Origin of the sequence: Hyphomonas beringensis (assembly GCF_000682755.1) — a bacterium.
In the GTDB taxonomy this organism is placed as follows: Bacteria; Pseudomonadota; Alphaproteobacteria; order Caulobacterales; family Hyphomonadaceae; genus Hyphomonas; species Hyphomonas beringensis.
This window is the reverse complement of sequence record NZ_AWFF01000002.1, coordinates 105,516-122,967: the sequence shown is the minus strand read 5'-3', so window position 1 is coordinate 122,967 and position 17,452 is coordinate 105,516. Positions and strand designations below refer to the sequence as shown.

Below are 17,452 nucleotides of genomic sequence, written 5' to 3'. Positions count from 1 at the left end.
CGCTGTGCAATGTCATGGAATCTGCAATCGCAGACCTACGCGCAGCCTATCGCGAGCCAGCCCCAGACACGTCCTGACACGGAACTTGCTGCCCGAATTCAGCTTACCTTACCGGATGGCCCTCGCCATGCCGGGCAAAGGTGCTGGCCGTTACGCCATCTCGCGTATTTCGTTTCGGAAGTATTCGATTGTGGGCTTCAGGCCTTCGGCGAGGCGGATGCCAGGTTCCCAGCCGAGCGTGGTCTTGGCGCGGGTGATGTCCGGGCGGCGCTGGCGCGGATCATCCTGTGGCAGCGGCTTGTGGACGAGCTGGGATTTGGAGCCCGTCTGTTCAATAATCTGCTCAGCCAGCTGGCGGATGGTGAACTCCCCCGGATTGCCGAGATTGATCGGCCCGGTGACATCATCTTCCGTGTTCATCAGGCGTATCAGGCCGTCGACAAGATCCGACACATAGCAGAAGCTGCGCGTCTGCTCGCCATCGCCATAGAGGGTGATGTCTTCGCCGCGCAAGGCCTGGACGATGAAATTGGAAACCACGCGGCCATCATTCGGATGCATGCGCGGGCCATAGGTGTTGAAGATCCGCGCGACCTTGATCTTCACATTGTGCTGACGGTGATAATCAAAGAACAGCGTCTCGGCGCAGCGCTTGCCTTCATCATAGCAGGCACGCGGCCCCAGCGGGTTCACATTGCCCCAATAGTCTTCCGTCTGCGGGTGGATCTCCGGATCGCCATACACTTCGGATGTGGAAGCTTGCAGGATCTTCGCGCGCGTGCGCTTGGCAAGGCCCAGCATGTTGATCGCGCCATGGACACTGGTCTTGGTCGTCTGCACCGGATCGAACTGGTAGTGAATCGGGCTGGCCGGACAGGCCATGTTGTAGATCTGATCGACCTCAACAAACAGTGGCACGGTGATGTCGTGGCGCATCACCTCAAACTTCGGATTATCCAGAAGATGGGCGACATTGCTGCGCCGGCCGGTGAAGAAATTGTCGACGCAGAGCACTTCCGCGCCGGTTTCCAAAAGCCGCTCGCACAGGAAGGAGCCGATAAAACCGGCACCGCCGGTGACGAGAATTCGGGGGACATAATGCATGGTCAAGCGATCCCCGCTTTTCTCTGCCCGGTCAAGGCTCTTGGACATTTCCCGGCAATGCGACAAGGTTATTTTCAGGAGGACGCAGAGCCATGAACACGATGGACCGCATCATCGATTTTGCCGCCAGCCACCATGGCAGCCGGGACGCTGTGCTGGAGATGTCGCGCAATTCGCACGCGGTGAGGGATCTGGCGAAAGTGCCGGACGACCGGTACCTCGCCACGATGACGCGGTGCGTGTTCAATGCCGGCTTCAACTGGAAGGTCATCGACAATAAATGGCCTGGCTTTGAAGCGGCCTTTGAGGGGTTCGACCCGCACAAACTGGCCTTCTTTGGCGATGAGATGCTGGGTCAGCTGGTCTCTGATGCGCGCATCGTGCGCAATGGGCAGAAGATCAAGGCGACGCTGGAGAATGCCCGCTTCGTGGCAGACACGGCGACCGAGCATGGCAGCTTTGGCAAATTCCTGAAGGCCTGGCCGGGGGATGACCAGGCAGGCCTGCTGGACCATCTGGGCAAGAAAGGCTCCCGCCTCGGCGGCGCGACCGGGCAGTATTTCCTGCGCTTTTCCGGGCATGACAGCTGGATCACATCCGGCGATGTGTGCCGTGCGCTGGTGCGTGAAGAGGTGCTGGACAAACCGGAGGCGAAGAGCAAATCCGTGATGAGGAAAGTGCAGACAGCCTTCAACCACTGGCACAGCGAAAGCGCCCTGCCCTATGCGCAGATCAGCCGCATTCTGGCGCTCAGCGTGGGCTAGACGGACGCCTTCTTGCGGAAGTAGTCCAACGTGCCCGCGTTGAAGACTGCATCTTCCGCAATGGTCTGGTGAGCCTCAATGTCTGGCTGGTCTTTGACCCGTTGGTAGACATTCCCGAAATCCTTGTAGCAAGCGTCCAGCAGCGCGTCGAAACTGTCGATGACGAAATAGGTCTGCTGGAAATCGTCGATGATGTATTTTGTGCGCATGATGCGCTGAAGGTCGAAGGCGACACGGTTCGGGCTGTCATCCTCAAGGGCGAAGACGGTTTCCTGCGGGCTGGACAGAATGCCGGCGCCATAGATGCGCAGGCCGCCTGCTTCTCGGATCAGGCCGAACTCCACCGTGTACCAGTAGAGCCGCGCCAGATTGTGCAGCTGGCCCAGCTGCATGGCGCGCTGGCCGCCCTTGCCATAGGCTTCCATGAAGTCTGCAAAAACCGGATTGGCCAGCAGCGGCACATGGCCGAAAATGTCGTGGAAGATGTCCGGCTCCTGCAGATAGTCGAACTCTTCCTCAGGCCGGATAAAGGCCCCGGCCGGGAATCGGCGATTGGCCAGATGGTCAAAGAAAATCTCGTCCGGCACCAGCTCTGCAACCGGCACGACGCGCCAGCCGGTGATCTTTTCCAGCTTGTCGGATAGTTCCCCCATATGCGGAATGCCGGAGGCTGAAAGTTCCAGCTCCTCCATCGCCTTCAGGGCCGTGTCACAGGCCCTACCCTTGGCAATCTCGCGCTGGCGGCGGAACAGGCGGTCCCACCGATCATGCTCAGCGGCGCTATAGGTGTCCCAGGCCTGGTCGATCGTGAAATCGGCCGCGCGCGGGGCATCATGATAACGATTTTTCTGTGATGTGCTGCTCATGGGCGCCCTTATATCGCAGCTCGAATATAGTTACAAATGAAACCATGTGGGGCTTCCAACTTTCTTAGCGATCTCGACGCAACAATCATAAAATGCCAGAAAGATGTCTCAAAAGGCGGGAATCTCCAAAAATACTATGACCGACATGACAACCGCCCGGAATGCCCCGGCCGAAACGGACCGGGTGACCTTCTCCATTATCATCGTGAACTTCAATGGCGGCGCCTACATCCAGCAGGCGCTCGACTCTCTGGCGCGGCAGACGCGCCGGGATTTCGAAGTCATCCTGATTGACAATGCCTCGACAGACGGGTCTGCCACGGGCCTGAAAACAGAGGCCCTGCCGCATTTCATCCTGATGGCAGAGACGGAAAATCACGGCTATGCGCGCGCCACAAATCTGGCCGCAGCCAAGGCGCAGGGAGAATGGCTGGTCTGCCTTAATCCCGATGCGCAGGCAGAGCCGGACTGGCTGGAAGAAATTGCCAAAGGGCAACAGCGCTACCCGGACACGAAAATGTTCGCCTCCACACAATTTGATGCCGTCAATCCGGACCGGCTGGATGGTGCGGGCGATGCCTATCTGATCTTCGGCATTCCGTGGCGCGGCGGCTTTGGACGCCCTTCAAGCGAGCTGCCGAAAGAAGGCGAATGCTTCAGCCCCTGCGGCGCGGGCGCAGTGTTCCACCGGGACACCTATCTGGCGCATGGCGGCATGGACGAAGCGTTTTTCTGTTTCTGTGAAGATGTCGATATCGGCTTTCGCATGCATCTTTCCGGCCATAATTGCATCTTCCTGCCGCAGGCAATCATCCACCATGTCGGGGGCGGCCTGTCTGGCCGCGCCAGCGATTTTGCCATCTATCACGGCACGCGCAACCGGGTATGGACCTATGCCAAAAACATGCCGACATCGCTGTTCCTGATCACCCTGCCCGGACACATTACACTGTCGCTGTATCTGTTGATGCGCGGCGCAATGATTGGCCGTGTGCGGCAAACCTGGCGCGGTATGCGCGATGGCCTGAAAGGCGCAGGAAAGATGCGGCAAAGCGGCAAGGCCAACCGGAAGGCCGTTGTCTCTGTCTGGAAGCTGGCCCGCGCCATGGCCTGGAACCCGTTCCGGATGAGCCAGCGAAAGACGCATGTACGTGAGCTGCGACCGTAAGGTCTGATGTGCGGCGGGCACACGCCTTGGCCCCACTATCGCTAAGCAAGCTTATGGAAAAGCTATCGCTCTAGAGCGGTGACCCTGCTCTGCGTCGCGTAACCTGTACGCCGCCTGCAGGTTTGTCCGCGTCTTCCGGCAATTGCCCCGCAAGGCCTTTTGTCCGGATGGCCTGCGACAATTCCGAAACAGCCGCAACTGCAGACATATAGTGATAGAAGGTACTCGCCGGCGCGGAATTGTCTGCCGCCACTCCGTCAGCATTGTATGAATCCCACCAGATGCCGGGAACTTCCGTATTCAGATATGTGTCGAGAAGGGTCTCGATCACATCTGTCACGTGGCCCAATGCTGGCGCATGGCCAGATTGTGCAAGCACGGATGCCGCCTTGATATATTCCGTCTGCGGCCACGATCTGCGCGTTTTGCGGATTGGTGTTCCATCCATACGCACTTCATCCATCAGCAGGCCGGTCACCGGATCCAGGCCGATTTCGCGCGCTTTCGCGTAGAGGCGGTGAGAATAGGCAGAAACGGACCGTTCGGATTGTTTGCCATACTGGTCAACAAGCCAGGCCCACTCCATCATGTGCCCGGGCTCAATCCGCCCCCCTTGCAGGGGATCTGGCTGCCAGTCCTGCGTGAAGTACTCAATGATGCAGTCGCTCTCTTCATCGAAGAAATGCGCCTCAAAGAGATCAAAAATCTTGTCCGCCAGCTTCAGGTAGCGCGCCTCACCTGACGCCTGGTGCAAGGCGAGAAACGCTTCAAACAAATGCATGTGAGGGTTCTGGCGGCGCGGCAGTCTGGGCGGGATGCTCTCGATATAGCCGCCCTCGGGAGAGCCCATTTGCTGCTCCAGAAACGCGATTTCCCTGTCTGCCGCCTCAAGCCATTTCGTGTCCTGACTCAACCGGAAGCGCCAGGCGAGCGCCAGCAGATAAAAGGCCTGAGTGTACAAATCCCGTGTCGAATCCAGCACACTGCCATCGGCTCTCAGAAGGAGTGCACATCCGCGCTCCAACGCGGCGTCGTCCGCATCAAAGCTGTCGGCAATCGCCTGCGTCATCGCGCGCTCTGCGGTCTCGGTCAAATCCGTACTCAATCCCAGAATATGGGAATGGGTAAGTGCATAAAACTGCCGGAACTGAACCCGCACGCGCCGGTTGACGTCAGCTTCAGCTGAGCCTTGTTGCGAAATCTGCTCGACAAAACGCCCGTTGGAATCAACGCCGCAGGACGACCAGACAGGCAAAGCGGCGCTGCTGCACCAAGTCATCAAACGATCTGCTGCGGCAAGAAACTTGATTGGCATCTTCGGTTTTAACTCCCTTGAATGCGCATCAAAGCAACAGGCTTGGCGCTTTATACACGACAACTTTGAATAGCTGATTCCAAAGCATCTGAATCACACCTACTGAGTGGCTTGATAAGTCGCAAGCCCGATTGGCAATGGACTCATCAGGAGGCCCGGCACCATTACGGATTGAATGTGAGCAATCTTCATGTTTCGTTACCAAAACGCGCCAGAGAGGTTCAGCCTAGCGCGCCCAATTGCTTCAATCTGTACATATGACGACGAAATTCGAAGCGAGTCTTAGGGGCAGTCTGAGGCGAGATTGCGGCACGAATGGCATGTTACAAAGGTCCCCACGCGAGGGGCCGCAGGCGCCTGAAATAAAAACAGCCGGTGAAGCTGTTTAAATGCCAGCACCCCCGCAGAACCGTTTCAGGGGATGCAGCAGACTGTAACGAGACGTGAATGAGTCGTGGCTTGCGCATGCCCTGCGCCAATTGTATTCGCCGGTCATTCTGAACACAGCAAGCAGGTTTCCCCTTGTCCATTCCCTTTATCGACCTTCAGGCCCAGCGCAAACGTATTGAGAGCGAGATCAACACCGCGATCCAGAGCGTCGTGGAAAGCGGTCGATACGTGCTCGGCCCTGAAGTAACAGAGCTTGAAAAGCAGCTGGCAGACTGGTGCGGTGCGTCGCACTCCGTCAGCTGCGCGAATGGCACCGATGCGCTCGCCCTGGCGCTGATGGCGTGGGAGCTGAAGCCCGGCGACGCCGTGTTCTGCCCCTCCTTCACCTTTGTGGCGACGGCGCAAGTCGTGCCATGGCTCGGCGCAGCGCCGGTCTTTGTCGACATCCTGCCTGAAACCTACAACATGGACCCGGCCCATCTGCGCAAGCAGATTGAAGCGGTGAAGGCAGAAGGCAAGCTGACCCCGAAAGTCGTCATCGCCGTGGACCTGTTCGGCCAGCCGGCGAACTACCCCGAGATCAAGGCGATCTGTGACGAGTTCGGCCTGAAGCTGATTGCCGACACGGCGCAGGGCTATGGCTGCACGCTGAATGGCCAGCACCCGTCCGACTGGGCGGATATTGCCACGACCAGCTTCTTCCCCGCCAAGCCGCTGGGTTGCTATGGCGATGGCGGCGCGATCATCACCAATGACGCGGCCCTGGCCGAGCGTATCGAGTCGCTGCGCGTCTATGGCAAGGTGACGCCCACCGATGCCGCAGAACGCAACTTTCATCATGACCCGAAATACCTGTCGCTGCGCGTCGGCATGAACTCTCGCCTCGACACGATCCAGGCTGCGGTCCTGCTGGAGAAGCTGAAGATCTTCGCAGACGAGATCGAGAAACGTCAGGTGGTCGCAGACCGCTATGCCGAGGGCCTGAAAGACCATGTAAAGCGCGTGCCAACCGTCATCGAAGGCGGCCGGAGCGTCTGGGCGCAATATGTCATCGAGCATGAAGATCGTGAAGGTCTGCAGGCGCACCTATCAAGCCAGGGCGTCCCGACGGCCGTCTACTATCCCGTGCCGATCCACGAACAGGATTTCTGCGCCGCCTACAAACCGGCCCCAGGCACCCTGCCCGTAACAGAAGCGGCCAGCAAGCATGTCATCGCCTTGCCGATGCACCCGTATCTGGAAGACGCAGACCAGGCGAAAATCATCGACGCCGTCCGGTCTTTCAACGGCTAGGCTCCAGGGCCCTTGCGGGCCTTTCTCGAGCGCTTCGAATCTCAAGCGTATGCAAGCTTTGTTATCAGGCAACGCGCACTTCGCGCGTTGCCTTTGGCTGCCTGTCATGTTAACCGCCACACAAACATATAAAGGAACATTGATATGGCACACGACTATCACGTCGCCGACATCAAGCTGGCTGAATACGGCAACAAGGAAATCGCGATTGCCGAAACGGAAATGCCGGGCCTGATGGCCGCGCGCGAAGAGTATGGCCCTGAACAGCCGCTCAAGGGCGCGCGCATCTGTGGTTCGCTCCACATGACCATCCAGACAGCCGTTCTGATCCAGACCCTGGAAGCCCTTGGCGCAAAGGTGCGCTGGGTTTCGTGCAACATCTATTCAACGCAAGACCATGCTGCGGCCGCAATCGCCGCCAATGGCACGCCGGTCTTCGCCTATAAGGGCGAAACGCTGGAAGAATATTGGGACTACACAGACCGCATGTTCCAGTGGCCAGATGGTGAAGGTCCGAACCTCATCCTCGATGATGGTGGCGACGCCACAATGTACCTGATCCTGGGCGAGCGCGCTGAAAACGATCCGGCTTTCCTCGAAAAGCCAGGTTCGGAAGAAGAGAAATTCCTCTTCGCCCAGATCAAGAAGCGCATGAAAGCTTCGCCAGGCTGGTTCGCGAAAACCAAGGCCGGCATCCGCGGCGTTTCTGAAGAGACCACAACCGGTGTGAACCGCCTCTACCAGCTGGAAAAGAAGGGCGAGCTGCCCTTCCCCGCCATCAACGTCAACGACTCGGTCACCAAATCCAAATTCGACAACAAGTATGGTTGTAAGGAATCCCTGGTCGACGCGATCCGTCGTGGTACGGACGTCATGATGGCCGGTAAGAAGGCTTTCGTTGCAGGGTATGGCGATGTCGGCAAAGGCTCTGCAGCCTCACTGGCCGGCTCCGGTGCCCGCGTCTCCGTCTCCGAAGTTGATCCGATCTGCGCCCTGCAGGCCGCCATGGATGGCTATGACGTCCTAACCATGGAAGAAGCTGCGCCCAAATTCGACATCTTCGTCACCGCGACCGGTAACAAGGACATCCTCACCGTCGACCATATGCGCGCGATGAAGGACATGGCCATCGTCTGCAACATTGGCCACTTCGACAACGAAATTCAGGTCGAAGGCCTGCGCAATTTCGAGTGGACGAACATCAAGCCGCAAGTCGACATGATCACCTTCCCGGATGGCAAGCGCATCATCCTCTTGTCTGAAGGCCGCCTGGTGAACCTTGGCAATGCCACGGGTCACCCAAGCTTCGTCATGTCCGCCTCGTTCACGAACCAGACGCTGGCACAGATTGAGCTTCACCTGCGCGCCGATCAATACGAGAACAAGGTTTACACCCTGCCCAAGCATCTGGATGAGAAAGTGGCCATGCTGCACCTCAACAAGCTGGGCGCTCAGCTGACTGAGCTGTCCGGTGAGCAGGCCGATTATATCGGTGTGGAGCAGACTGGTCCGTTCAAGCCAGAGCATTACCGCTACTAGAGCAAGGCCAGACCTTCGGTGCGCGAACATATCCTCACCCTCTCCTGCCCTGACCGGGTTGGCCTTGTGGCCAGCCTGGCCAGGCTGATGGAACGACACGATTGTTTCATCGCGTCTTCCAGGACATTCGGGGACCCGGAAACGGGGCGCTTCTTTGCGCGCCTCGTCTTCCATGGCCCCGAGGGAATGGCGCCAGAAGGCCTTGAAGCAGAACTGAACAGTCTGGGCGGCGAGTTGCAGGCAGACTGGGCCATTCATCCGAGTGATGAGAAGATCAAGGCACTTCTGCTGGTCTCCAAATCGGACCACTGCGCCAATACATTGCTGTATGGTGCGCGGCGCAAGGAATTGCCTATCGATATTGTCGGCATCGTTTCAAACAATGAAACGCTGAAAGACAATTTCGCCCACTGGAACCTGCCCTGGTTTCATGTGCCGGTTACGAAGGACACGAAGCCGGAGGCCGAAGCCCGCCTCTTCGAGATCGTGGATGAGACCGGTGCGGACCTCGTGGTCCTCGCCCGTTACATGCAGGTCCTCAGCGATGAAGCCTGCCGGCGACTGGAAGGCCGGTGCATCAATATCCATCACTCCTTCCTGCCGGGTTTCAAAGGCGCAAAGCCCTATCACCAGGCCCATGCCCGCGGCGTGAAAGTGATCGGCGCGACCGCACACTATGTGACCGGGGATCTGGACGAGGGCCCGATCATCGCTCAGGTCACGGAAGTCATCGATCATACCTACAGCCCTGCCGACATGATCGAGACAGGCCGCCACCTTGAAGGCAACGCCCTGCTCCGCGCGGTCAAGGCGCATGCCGAACACAGAATATTCATCAACGATGGCAAGACGGTTGTCTTTGCCCGATAATCCCCAACGCGACGCTTGCGAGGAAATGAAAATGAAAATGAACGACTTTGAATTCACCAGCGAGAGCGTTTCCGAAGGTCACCCGGACAAGGTTGCTGACCAGATTTCCGACGCCATTGTCGACCTGTTCCTGACCAAGGACCCTTCCTCGAAAGTGGCTGTCGAAACACTGACCACGACCAATCGCGTCGTCCTCGCTGGCGAAGTGCGCACGAACAATGGATCAACAATCACACATGACGAGATGATCCAGACGGCGCGCGATGTCGTGAAAAAGATCGGCTACGAGCAAGACGGCTTCCATTGGGAAAAAATGGATGTCAGCTGCTATGTGCACGGACAGTCTGCCGAGATCGCGCAAGGCGTTGAAGAGGGCCAGGGCCTGTACGCCGAAGAAGGCGCAGGCGACCAGGGCATCATGTTCGGCTATGCCGCTGATGAGACGCCTGAGCTGATGCCTGCCACGCTCGTCTATTCCCACCAGATCCTGCAGAAAATGGCAGAACTGCGCCATTCCGGCGAACGCCCGGAATTCGAGCCTGACGCCAAGAGCCAGGTCACGCTGCGCTATGTCGACGAAAAGCCCGTCGGCGTGAACGCCATCGTCGTGTCCACCCAGCACAAGGAGAGCGCAACGCTTGAAGAGCTGCGCGAACTCGTGCGCCCGATCGTGCAGGACGTTCTGCCCGAGGGCTGGTTCCCGCCGGAAGACAAATTCTACGTCAACCCGACCGGCAAGTTCGTCATCGGCGGCCCCGACGGCGATGCAGGCCTCACCGGCCGCAAGATCATCGTCGACACCTATGGCGGCGCAGCGCCCCATGGCGGCGGCGCCTTCTCCGGCAAGGACCCGTCCAAGGTCGACCGCTCCGCGGCTTATGCCACACGCTACCTTGCCAAGAACGTTGTCGCCGCAGGCCTTGCCAAGCGCTGCACGATCCAGGTTTCGTACGCCATCGGCGTGTCGCAGCCCCTGTCGATCTATGTCGACACGCACGGCACAGGCCTGGCTGATGAAGCCCGAATCGCCAAGACTCTGCGGGAACTGTTTGACCTGTCCCCAAAGGGAATCCGCACCCACCTGAAGCTGAATAATCCGATTTATTCAGGCACTGCCGCTTATGGCCATTTCGGCCGCCAGCCGGGCGCGAATGGCACATTTACCTGGGAAAAGACCGATCTCGTCGATGAACTGAAGCGCCTCATCAACTAGGTCCCTTCCAGAAAATTAAATCCAATAGAAACAAAGCACTGTGCGCCGCTGCTTGTCCTGAGACAGGCGGCGGCTCTCGTATGCTTTGCATGTCTGCAAAGCCTGGTGATAATGCTAGCTAAAGGTTGATTTTGACGATGGCGTATTGAATACGTTTGCATGTTGGTTCGCACTTATTCCCGCCTGACAGGCGCTCACAACCAACGGTGGGAGTTTGAAAGGTTTTATATGTTTGAGTTCCTGCGGCCTCTCTGGCGAAATCGTCATTTTGTTCCGGCCGCAATCGGCGGCGAGTTCAAATCCCGCGTCGCACGTTCGAAAATAGGCACACTCTGGTTTGTGCTCCAGCCCCTCGCAATGGCCACGATCTACGCTCTCGTCTTGTCAGAAGTGCTCGGAGCAAAGCTTGGCGGCATCGAACATGCAGGCGCCTATTCGGTCTACCTGCTGGCAGGCATCACGGCCTGGTCCCTGTTCACGGAAATCCTGACACGCTGCATCAACATGTTCCTTGAATATGCGAACGTGCTGAAAAAAATAAGCTTTCCCAAGGTCTATCTGCCGATCGTGGTGCTCGGCGGAGCCTTGATCAATAACGGCCTGCTTTTCTTGACGGTCGCGGTGATCATTGCCCTTTACGGCTTTTTCCCCAGCTTCGCATGGATCAGCCTGATCTTGCCTTTGACTGTCAGCATCATGCTGGCATTTGGAGTGGGCGTCGTACTGGGGGTCATGAACATTTTCACGCGTGACGTTGCCCAGGTCATGACAGTTGTGACCAATCTGTGGTTCTGGCTTACCCCTATCGTGTACACCGATGATCAAGTGGGCTCGTCAGTCGGCAGGCTGCTGGTGTTCAATCCCATGACGCCCGTCGTGAAATTCTATCACGATGTCATCGTGTACCGTGTCACGCCCGATTATGTCTCACTGCTGTATCCGGCCTGTCTCGGCCTCGCGCTGGTGCTTTTATCAGGCTTCGTTTTCTGGCGCGCCAGCCCTGAAATCGTGGATGCCCTGTAATGGACAAGGATATATTGCTGACCGTAAAAGAGCCCAACAGCCCCCCTGCTTATGGCAGCGATGAGGGGGCAAATGGCGAAGACCTCGCGCAATCGGTTGAGGCGCTGGAAAATTCCGTCCGGCCGGTTGTGCTGAGTGTCCAGAACGTCACGAAGAGCTTCACGCTCTACAATTCCGGAATGCACCGCTTCTGGCACTGGATGGGCCTTCCGGTTAAGCCGCGTGAGATTGTTCACATTACAAAGGATGTCTCCTTTGATGTTCGCAAGGGAGAAGCCATTGCGTTGATCGGGCAGAATGGCGCCGGCAAAAGTACCCTCCTGAAACTCATCACGGGGACAATGCGGCCAACCAAGGGCCGTATCGATCATGCCCATTCAATCAGCGCGATCCTTGAACTTGGCCTGGGGTTCAATTCGGAATTTACCGGCCGCGAAAATGTGCGCCTGTCCGGTGGCATGCTGGGCCACTCCCCGTCTGAACTCGAAGCCCTGATGCCGGACATCGAAGCCTTTGCCGAGATCGGCGAATTCTTCGACAAACCTTTAAGAACATATTCCAGCGGCATGCAGGCCCGGCTGGCATTTGCCCTGGCCACGGCCACACAGCCGGACATCCTGATCGTCGATGAAGTCCTCTCTGTCGGGGACGCCTATTTTCAGCACAAGAGCTTCGCCCGGATTCGCGAATTCCGCGACAATGGCTGCACGATCATTCTGGTAACGCACGCCCTGCCCGATGTTCGCGAACTGTGCGACCGGGTCCTTCTTATCGATAAGGGAGTCGTCTTGCGCGACGGCCCACCAGACGAAGTGATCGACTATTACAACGTCCTGATTACAGAAAAGCAAAATGCGATTCTCACTCTCGAACAGCGGCGCAACAAGAATGGTTGGTCTGTTACGCGTTCGGGAGATTTCCGCGCAGTTGTCAATGACATACGGATGTTCTCGGCCCCCAGTGGCAAGGAGATTGCCACCGCACGTGTGGGCGAGAAAGTCTTGCTGAAAACGGAAGTCAACATATTGGACGAAGTGCCTCAACTGGTCCTGGGCCTGATGATACGTGACAGAACCGGGCATGTCGTCTGGGGGACCAATACATGGTTCACGCGCCAGGCGGAGACGGACATATCAGCGGGCGAGAATCTGACCTACACGCTTGAATTTGAATGCAATCTCGGACCCGGATCCTATTCCGTGTCTCCTGCGCTGGTCAGTTCAGATACCCATCTGGAAAACAACTATGAATGGACAGATAATCTATTCGTGTTTGATGTGATCAATGCGGATAAGGATTACTTCATCGGCACCACAATGCTGGATGCCGAGTTCACAGTCAGCCGCGGAAAAGCTGAATGACCGTTTCCTACGCCCAACAATTCGAAGATGTCATTCTATGGCGTGCGCTGAAGCATGTAAGCAACGGCGCATATATTGATATCGGCGCGAACGACCCGGTCGTCGATTCTGTCAGCCTCCTGTTTTATGAAAAGGGCTGGCGCGGCATGCATGTAGAGCCGATGCCGGAATATGCCGAGAAACTGCGCGAGACTCGCGAGGGTGAAGACGTACTTGAAGCGGCAGTTGGTGCATCAGAGGGCGAGATAGAGCTATATTCGTTTGTAGGTACTGGACTGACCACAGGCGTTAGCCAACATGCAAAGCGCCACAAGGAAGATGGCCGCGCAGTAGAGCTTATAAAAGTACCATGCGTTCCCCTATCGAAGATTTTTGAGCGCTTTAACAGGAAGCATATCCATTGGCTCAAGATTGATGTTGAGGGCATGGAGGGTGCTGTGCTCGAAACCTGGGGCGATAGCCAGGTGCGCCCATGGATTGTCGTCGTAGAAAGCACGCTGCCGAATTCACAATCCCCTGCCTATGAGTCGTGGGAGCATGAACTCACTGGGCGAGGATACAGCTTTGTTTATTTCGATGGCTTGAATCGTTTCTATGTACATGAAGACCATCAGGGTCTCGCTGCAGCCTTCAGTCTGCCGCCAAACTTTTTCGACCATTTTTCGCTCAGTGAGCATTCGCCCTTCTCCGCACACGTCGCCGAGAAACTGCATCTTGCGCAGAATGACGTCACGATACTTGAGGCCAGCTTGGCTGATTTGCGCCACCAGCGCGACCATGCCGCAGCCGAGCTCAATGACATAAAGCTCTCGGCCGAAGCGCTTGAGGCTGCGCTGAAGCAACGCGACGGGCACATTGAAAGCATCGAAGCTGTCCTGAAGCAGCGCGACGATCACATTAAAAGCATTGAAGCTGTCCTGAAGCAACGTGACGGACATATTGCCCATATTGAATCCGAACTTGAGGCAGCGAAACACGCAACACTGGTCACCCAACAGCATGTGCAGCATCTGGAAGCAGATCACGACAGAATGCTAAACCAGATTGCGGACCGTGATCGCGAGCTTTCCCAAGTCAGTTCTAGTCTGATCTCCGCACAGTCGATGGCAGCAACAATCCAGACAGCGCTGGAAGTCTCATATTCCGAGAATGCGAAACTCGAGCAGGCTTTGCTCATAAGCCGGAACGATGCAGATCAGGCGCGTGACTGGGCGCACCAAGTGAGGCAGTCGGCATCTTGGCGGCTCTCGGCTCCTATACGGTGGGCTGGCGGACTGGCACGTAGCGGACTCAGAGGCACCAAAGCGCTGCTTCGCCCCCTTCTTGTTGTGGGTCTACGTATCACCCGCAAAGTACCATGGATCAAAAAGCCCGTTCTTGCTGTCGCCAACCTGTCCCCACCGCTGCGGCGAAAAATAGACCACTTTTCACAAGTCAGACGTCCGTCATTTGATGAAAACAGCCTCGTCACACAGCGAAAATGGAACCTGACGCCTGATAAAAGATCCGTGGACGCATGGGAATCGCTGCTCCGCACCACCAAAGGTCACAAGGGACACTCCCTATGAAAATCTGGGTTGATGGCCAATGCCTTCAGACCTCAAGCCGCAATCGTGGTATCGGTCGATATGTATTCGAGTTCCTGCGTGCGCTAGCACAGTCAAAATCTGATATCGACCTGCACGTGTCGCTGAATGCGGTCATGGCAGATGAGGCCATTGCAGCACATCACGAACTGCTCGCCTTCCTGTCTAAGGATCAGATACATGTATGGCATGGCATGGCGTCGACAGGGGAAGCGGAGGCCGGTTACACTGAGGCGCGCGTGAAGAGCCAAATGGCGCTCACGCATCATGTAAACTGTCTTGCCCCGGACATCGCGCTGTGTGCCAGCACATTTGAGGGTTTTTTTGATCCCGCAGTGCCTTTGTTTCCCAATGCCGCGCTCATGCCGCCATTGGCAGCGATCTTCTATGATGCAATTCCGTACAGATACAAGGAGCGGTATCTTCGCAGAAAACTCGAGCTCGACACATATGAGCGCAGGCTGAACCAGCACAGCACATTCGAAAAGCTTCTATCAATCTCAGATTTTTCGCTAAACGAAGCAAAAGAGCTAATTCAAGGATCAAGAGGCACCAATATTTCAGCTGGCGTCTCCTTGCATTTTCTCGATCTGCTTTCCACTGACGCATATGAGCCGAGTGAAGACAGCCGGAAGTCAGTGGTCTATATCGGAGCGCTGGATTGGCGAAAGAATGTTGAGATAATCCCAAAAGCATTCGCATTGCTCAGCAAGCAATTGCGGGATGACACAGACTTCATTCTGGCTGGCGACCATCCTCAGCCTCTCGTCGATGAAATTAGTGCAGCGTGGGCAGATCTGGGATTACCGCCATCATCCCTGAAACAACGCGGGCTAGTCTCTGATCGCGAGTTGATCCGGCTTTACAAGTCAGCCGATATAATACTCCAACCCTCTCATATGGAGGGATTTGGGCTAACCGCACTGGAAGCGCTGATCTGCGGAACTCCTGTCATTGCCTCAAACGCGGGTGCACTACCGGAAGTCGTACAGATTGACGAAATGCTATTCGACCCAAACTCGCCCAAGGAGCTTGCCGAGCGAATTGAGCATATTCTTGCGGGAGCGAACCTGAAGCCTAAAATCGCCCATCTGCGAGACAAACTCTCCCAGACCTTCAGCTGGGAAAAAGTAGCAGACAACGCTGTGCAAGCCCTTAGAGAAATTGCCAGAGAACAAGCTGAACTTCCTGATATTCAAAGCTTGCGTGAACGCATCGCCGTGCAAGTCAAACAGAATCGGCTCGATACCGAGGGGCTCGCTGAAGCGCTCGCCTTGGCCGAGCCATTAACGGATGACAAGAAGCGCCTGTTCATTGATGCAACATCGACGATACAGACACAGTACCGGACAGGGATACAGAGAGTCGTCAGGCAAATTTGCTCGAATTTCAGTGAGCAGAACATTCATGGCGAGACATCTCTGATCACCACCTATTCAGACGATTCCGAGGGATGGTATCGCGCGGACACTTCGCTTGCCAGTAAACCCGACAAAACGACGAGTGACCCAATAATCTTTGGTCCGTCCGATACGGTTTTCATGCTTGATAGCTCTTGGGACAGCGCGAAGGTGCATAAACGTCACCTGATTGAGGCACGCCTTCGGGGCGCTGAAGTTATATCCTGCCTATATGATCTGGTGCCGCTGAAGACGCCTGCGTTCTGTGATGCGGGAATGCCTCCAGTTTTCCGCGACTGGCTTATTTCCGCACTGGAAGTCTCCACGGGATTCGTGTGTATTTCAAAAGCAGTCGCCGATGAACTGTACGAGCTTCTCAAGTCAATCCAGTATCCTCATAGCATGAAAATAGGATACTGGCGGCTCGGGGCCGACTTCTCCCATCTTAATGATCTCGATACCTCAGCTAGCCAGGAGAGGAATCCGCACCCCTCTTTCCTGATGGTCGGAACATTGGAACCTCGCAAGGGTCACAATATCGTTCTTGATGCGTTTGATGCTGGTTGGGCCTCTGGGCTGGATGCAGACCTAACAATCGTAGGCAAGTTTGGTTGGGGCGCCGACGCCATTGCAGAGCGAATCAAAACGCATCCCGAGTTTGGCAATCGTCTTCATTGGCGTAGTACAGTCGATGATGCAGAATTGGTTGAACTCTACAACGCATCTGATGCGTTGATAGCAGCCTCATACGCAGAGGGATTTGGATTACCAATTGTGGAGGCTGGCAGATTTGGCATCCCAGTCATCGCAAGTGATATTCCTGTCTTTAGAGAAGTCTCTGCTGGGGCAGCCCATACGCGCTTTTTTAACACCGGCTCCTCTGATTCTTTGCTGGATACGCTACGTCTCTTTTGTGAGGAGGACTGGGAAGAAGCGGCACTGGAAACTCGCGTGTCACAGCCCATTTGGCCAAATTGGTCTGAGAGCGCAGAAGAGCTTCTAGGGGTTATTGTAGACCAGACCTGGTACAAATCCTACGAGCCGGAATCCGATCATCGTTTCCGTTCCCCCTCTGATCTCGGCTGCCTGCACCATGCGCAGCCTGTCGCGCCATCAGGCCAGGCACATAAATTATTAATCTTGCCAGGTTCCATGTCCAAACTGGAAGATGGTTCAAAAAAATTCACTGTCGCGGTTACCAATAAGTCCGAAGAAACCTGGTTCGGTCAGGGGCTAAATGACGGTCGCTTTGGGGTCGCCCTAGGCTACAGGCTCTATGATGCAGGCGGAAACCTTCTCTTTAGCGAAAATCTGCGCAGTAGAATCGTTATGGCTCTTGCACCGGGTGATACGCATCTACTGCCTGTCACTATTGAGAAAAACTGGATAGAAGAAGGCGCCGCATCAATAGAAGTTGAATTGGTGCAGGATGGCGCAGCCTGGTGGGGATCTCCGCTGGAGCTTCAACTTGGCATGGCGGAACACATTGTTCGTGTGGCCTGAAAACATGGGGGCTTATTCAGAGCACGAACCAACATCCTTCAATGACCACAAGGTCAG

The 17,452-nt window shown here is 56.2% G+C and carries 13 protein-coding genes; 10 read left to right on the top strand and 3 right to left on the bottom strand.

The window, feature by feature from the left end; all coding sequences use genetic code 11:
• Window positions 1–150: 150 nt before the first annotated feature.
• Complete coding sequence (locus tag HY29_RS01950; protein ID WP_034791141.1) at window positions 151–1,104, bottom strand: UDP-glucuronic acid decarboxylase family protein; 954 nt, start codon at window positions 1,102–1,104, stop codon at window positions 151–153.
• A 92-nt stretch (window positions 1,105–1,196) separates the two neighbouring features.
• Between HY29_RS01950 and HY29_RS01945 the strand changes: the two genes are divergently transcribed.
• Window positions 1,197–1,868 (top strand): DNA-3-methyladenine glycosylase I, encoded by a 672-nt coding sequence (locus HY29_RS01945; RefSeq protein ID WP_155838175.1) that lies wholly within the window; start codon window positions 1,197–1,199, stop codon window positions 1,866–1,868.
• On the opposite strand, the gene phhA is transcribed toward HY29_RS01945, so the two are convergent.
• Window positions 1,865–2,734: a phenylalanine 4-monooxygenase gene (phhA, locus tag HY29_RS01940; RefSeq protein WP_034791035.1), complete on the bottom strand. Its 870-nt coding sequence runs from the start codon at window positions 2,732–2,734 to the stop codon at window positions 1,865–1,867. The genes HY29_RS01945 and phhA overlap by 4 nt on opposite strands.
• Before the next feature lie 136 nt (window positions 2,735–2,870).
• Between phhA and HY29_RS01935 the strand changes: the two genes are divergently transcribed.
• Window positions 2,871–3,902, top strand: a complete 1,032-nt coding sequence (locus HY29_RS01935) for a glycosyltransferase family 2 protein (RefSeq protein WP_051601043.1) — start codon at window positions 2,871–2,873, stop codon at window positions 3,900–3,902.
• A gap of 70 nt (window positions 3,903–3,972) precedes the next feature.
• Here HY29_RS01935 and HY29_RS01930 read toward each other — a convergent pair whose 3' ends face one another.
• Window positions 3,973–5,217, bottom strand: a complete 1,245-nt coding sequence (locus tag HY29_RS01930) for an AGE family epimerase/isomerase (RefSeq protein ID WP_051601042.1) — start codon at window positions 5,215–5,217, stop codon at window positions 3,973–3,975.
• A gap of 522 nt (window positions 5,218–5,739) precedes the next feature.
• On the opposite strand from HY29_RS01930, the gene HY29_RS01925 reads away from it, so the two are divergent.
• The 8 genes from HY29_RS01925 to HY29_RS01890 all read left to right on the top strand — a co-directional run bounded on the left by HY29_RS01925 (window position 5,740) and on the right by HY29_RS01890 (window position 17,395).
• The gene (locus HY29_RS01925) at window positions 5,740–6,900 is read left to right on the top strand and encodes a DegT/DnrJ/EryC1/StrS family aminotransferase (RefSeq protein ID WP_034791033.1); all 1,161 of its coding nucleotides are present in this window, start codon (window positions 5,740–5,742) and stop codon (window positions 6,898–6,900) included.
• A gap of 144 nt (window positions 6,901–7,044) precedes the next feature.
• Window positions 7,045–8,439 carry an adenosylhomocysteinase gene (gene ahcY, locus HY29_RS01920; RefSeq protein ID WP_034791031.1) on the top strand — a complete coding sequence of 465 codons (1,395 nt, stop codon included), beginning with the start codon at window positions 7,045–7,047 and terminating at the stop codon, window positions 8,437–8,439.
• Window positions 8,440–8,457: 18 nt separating this feature from the next.
• Entirely contained in the window at window positions 8,458–9,309 is an 852-nt protein-coding gene (gene purU / locus HY29_RS01915) for a formyltetrahydrofolate deformylase (RefSeq protein WP_034791029.1), read from the top strand.
• Window positions 9,310–9,340: 31 nt separating this feature from the next.
• The gene (gene metK, locus HY29_RS01910; RefSeq protein WP_034791028.1) at window positions 9,341–10,522 is read left to right on the top strand and encodes a methionine adenosyltransferase; all 1,182 of its coding nucleotides are present in this window, start codon (window positions 9,341–9,343) and stop codon (window positions 10,520–10,522) included.
• 228 nt (window positions 10,523–10,750) lie between these two features.
• Entirely contained in the window at window positions 10,751–11,545 is a 795-nt protein-coding gene (locus tag HY29_RS01905) for an ABC transporter permease (protein ID WP_034791025.1), read from the top strand.
• Entirely contained in the window at window positions 11,545–12,906 is a 1,362-nt protein-coding gene (locus HY29_RS01900) for an ABC transporter ATP-binding protein (RefSeq protein WP_081811181.1), read from the top strand. The genes HY29_RS01905 and HY29_RS01900 overlap by 1 nt, the downstream gene beginning before the upstream one ends.
• A complete protein-coding gene (locus HY29_RS18210; RefSeq protein ID WP_051601041.1) occupies window positions 12,903–14,474 on the top strand; it encodes an FkbM family methyltransferase in 1,572 nt (523 codons plus the stop codon). Before HY29_RS01900 ends, HY29_RS18210 begins: the two co-directional genes overlap by 4 nt.
• Window positions 14,471–17,395, top strand: coding sequence for a glycosyltransferase family 4 protein (locus HY29_RS01890; RefSeq protein WP_034791022.1), 2,925 nt, complete (start codon window positions 14,471–14,473; stop codon window positions 17,393–17,395). Before HY29_RS18210 ends, HY29_RS01890 begins: the two co-directional genes overlap by 4 nt.
• The last annotated feature ends 57 nt before the right edge of the window (window positions 17,396–17,452 follow it).

Excerpts from the sequence above, each read along its gene's own strand:
- HY29_RS01900 (WP_081811181.1), top strand. The coding sequence starts at position 11,545 with ATGGACAAGGATATATTGCTGACCGTAAAAGAGCCCAACAGCCCCCCT.
- metK (WP_034791028.1), top strand. The coding sequence starts at position 9,341 with ATGAAAATGAACGACTTTGAATTCACCAGCGAGAGCGTTTCCGAAGGT.
- HY29_RS18210 (WP_051601041.1), top strand. The coding sequence starts at position 12,903 with ATGACCGTTTCCTACGCCCAACAATTCGAAGATGTCATTCTATGGCGT.
- ahcY (WP_034791031.1), top strand. The coding sequence starts at position 7,045 with ATGGCACACGACTATCACGTCGCCGACATCAAGCTGGCTGAATACGGC.
- HY29_RS01905 (WP_034791025.1), top strand. The coding sequence starts at position 10,751 with ATGTTTGAGTTCCTGCGGCCTCTCTGGCGAAATCGTCATTTTGTTCCG.
- HY29_RS01935 (WP_051601043.1), top strand. The coding sequence starts at position 2,871 with ATGACCGACATGACAACCGCCCGGAATGCCCCGGCCGAAACGGACCGG.
- HY29_RS01950 (WP_034791141.1), bottom strand. The coding sequence starts at position 1,104 with ATGCATTATGTCCCCCGAATTCTCGTCACCGGCGGTGCCGGTTTTATC.
- HY29_RS01945 (WP_155838175.1), top strand. The coding sequence starts at position 1,197 with ATGAACACGATGGACCGCATCATCGATTTTGCCGCCAGCCACCATGGC.
- HY29_RS01890 (WP_034791022.1), top strand. The coding sequence starts at position 14,471 with ATGAAAATCTGGGTTGATGGCCAATGCCTTCAGACCTCAAGCCGCAAT.
- phhA (WP_034791035.1), bottom strand. The coding sequence starts at position 2,734 with ATGAGCAGCACATCACAGAAAAATCGTTATCATGATGCCCCGCGCGCG.
- HY29_RS01930 (WP_051601042.1), bottom strand. The coding sequence starts at position 5,217 with ATGCCAATCAAGTTTCTTGCCGCAGCAGATCGTTTGATGACTTGGTGC.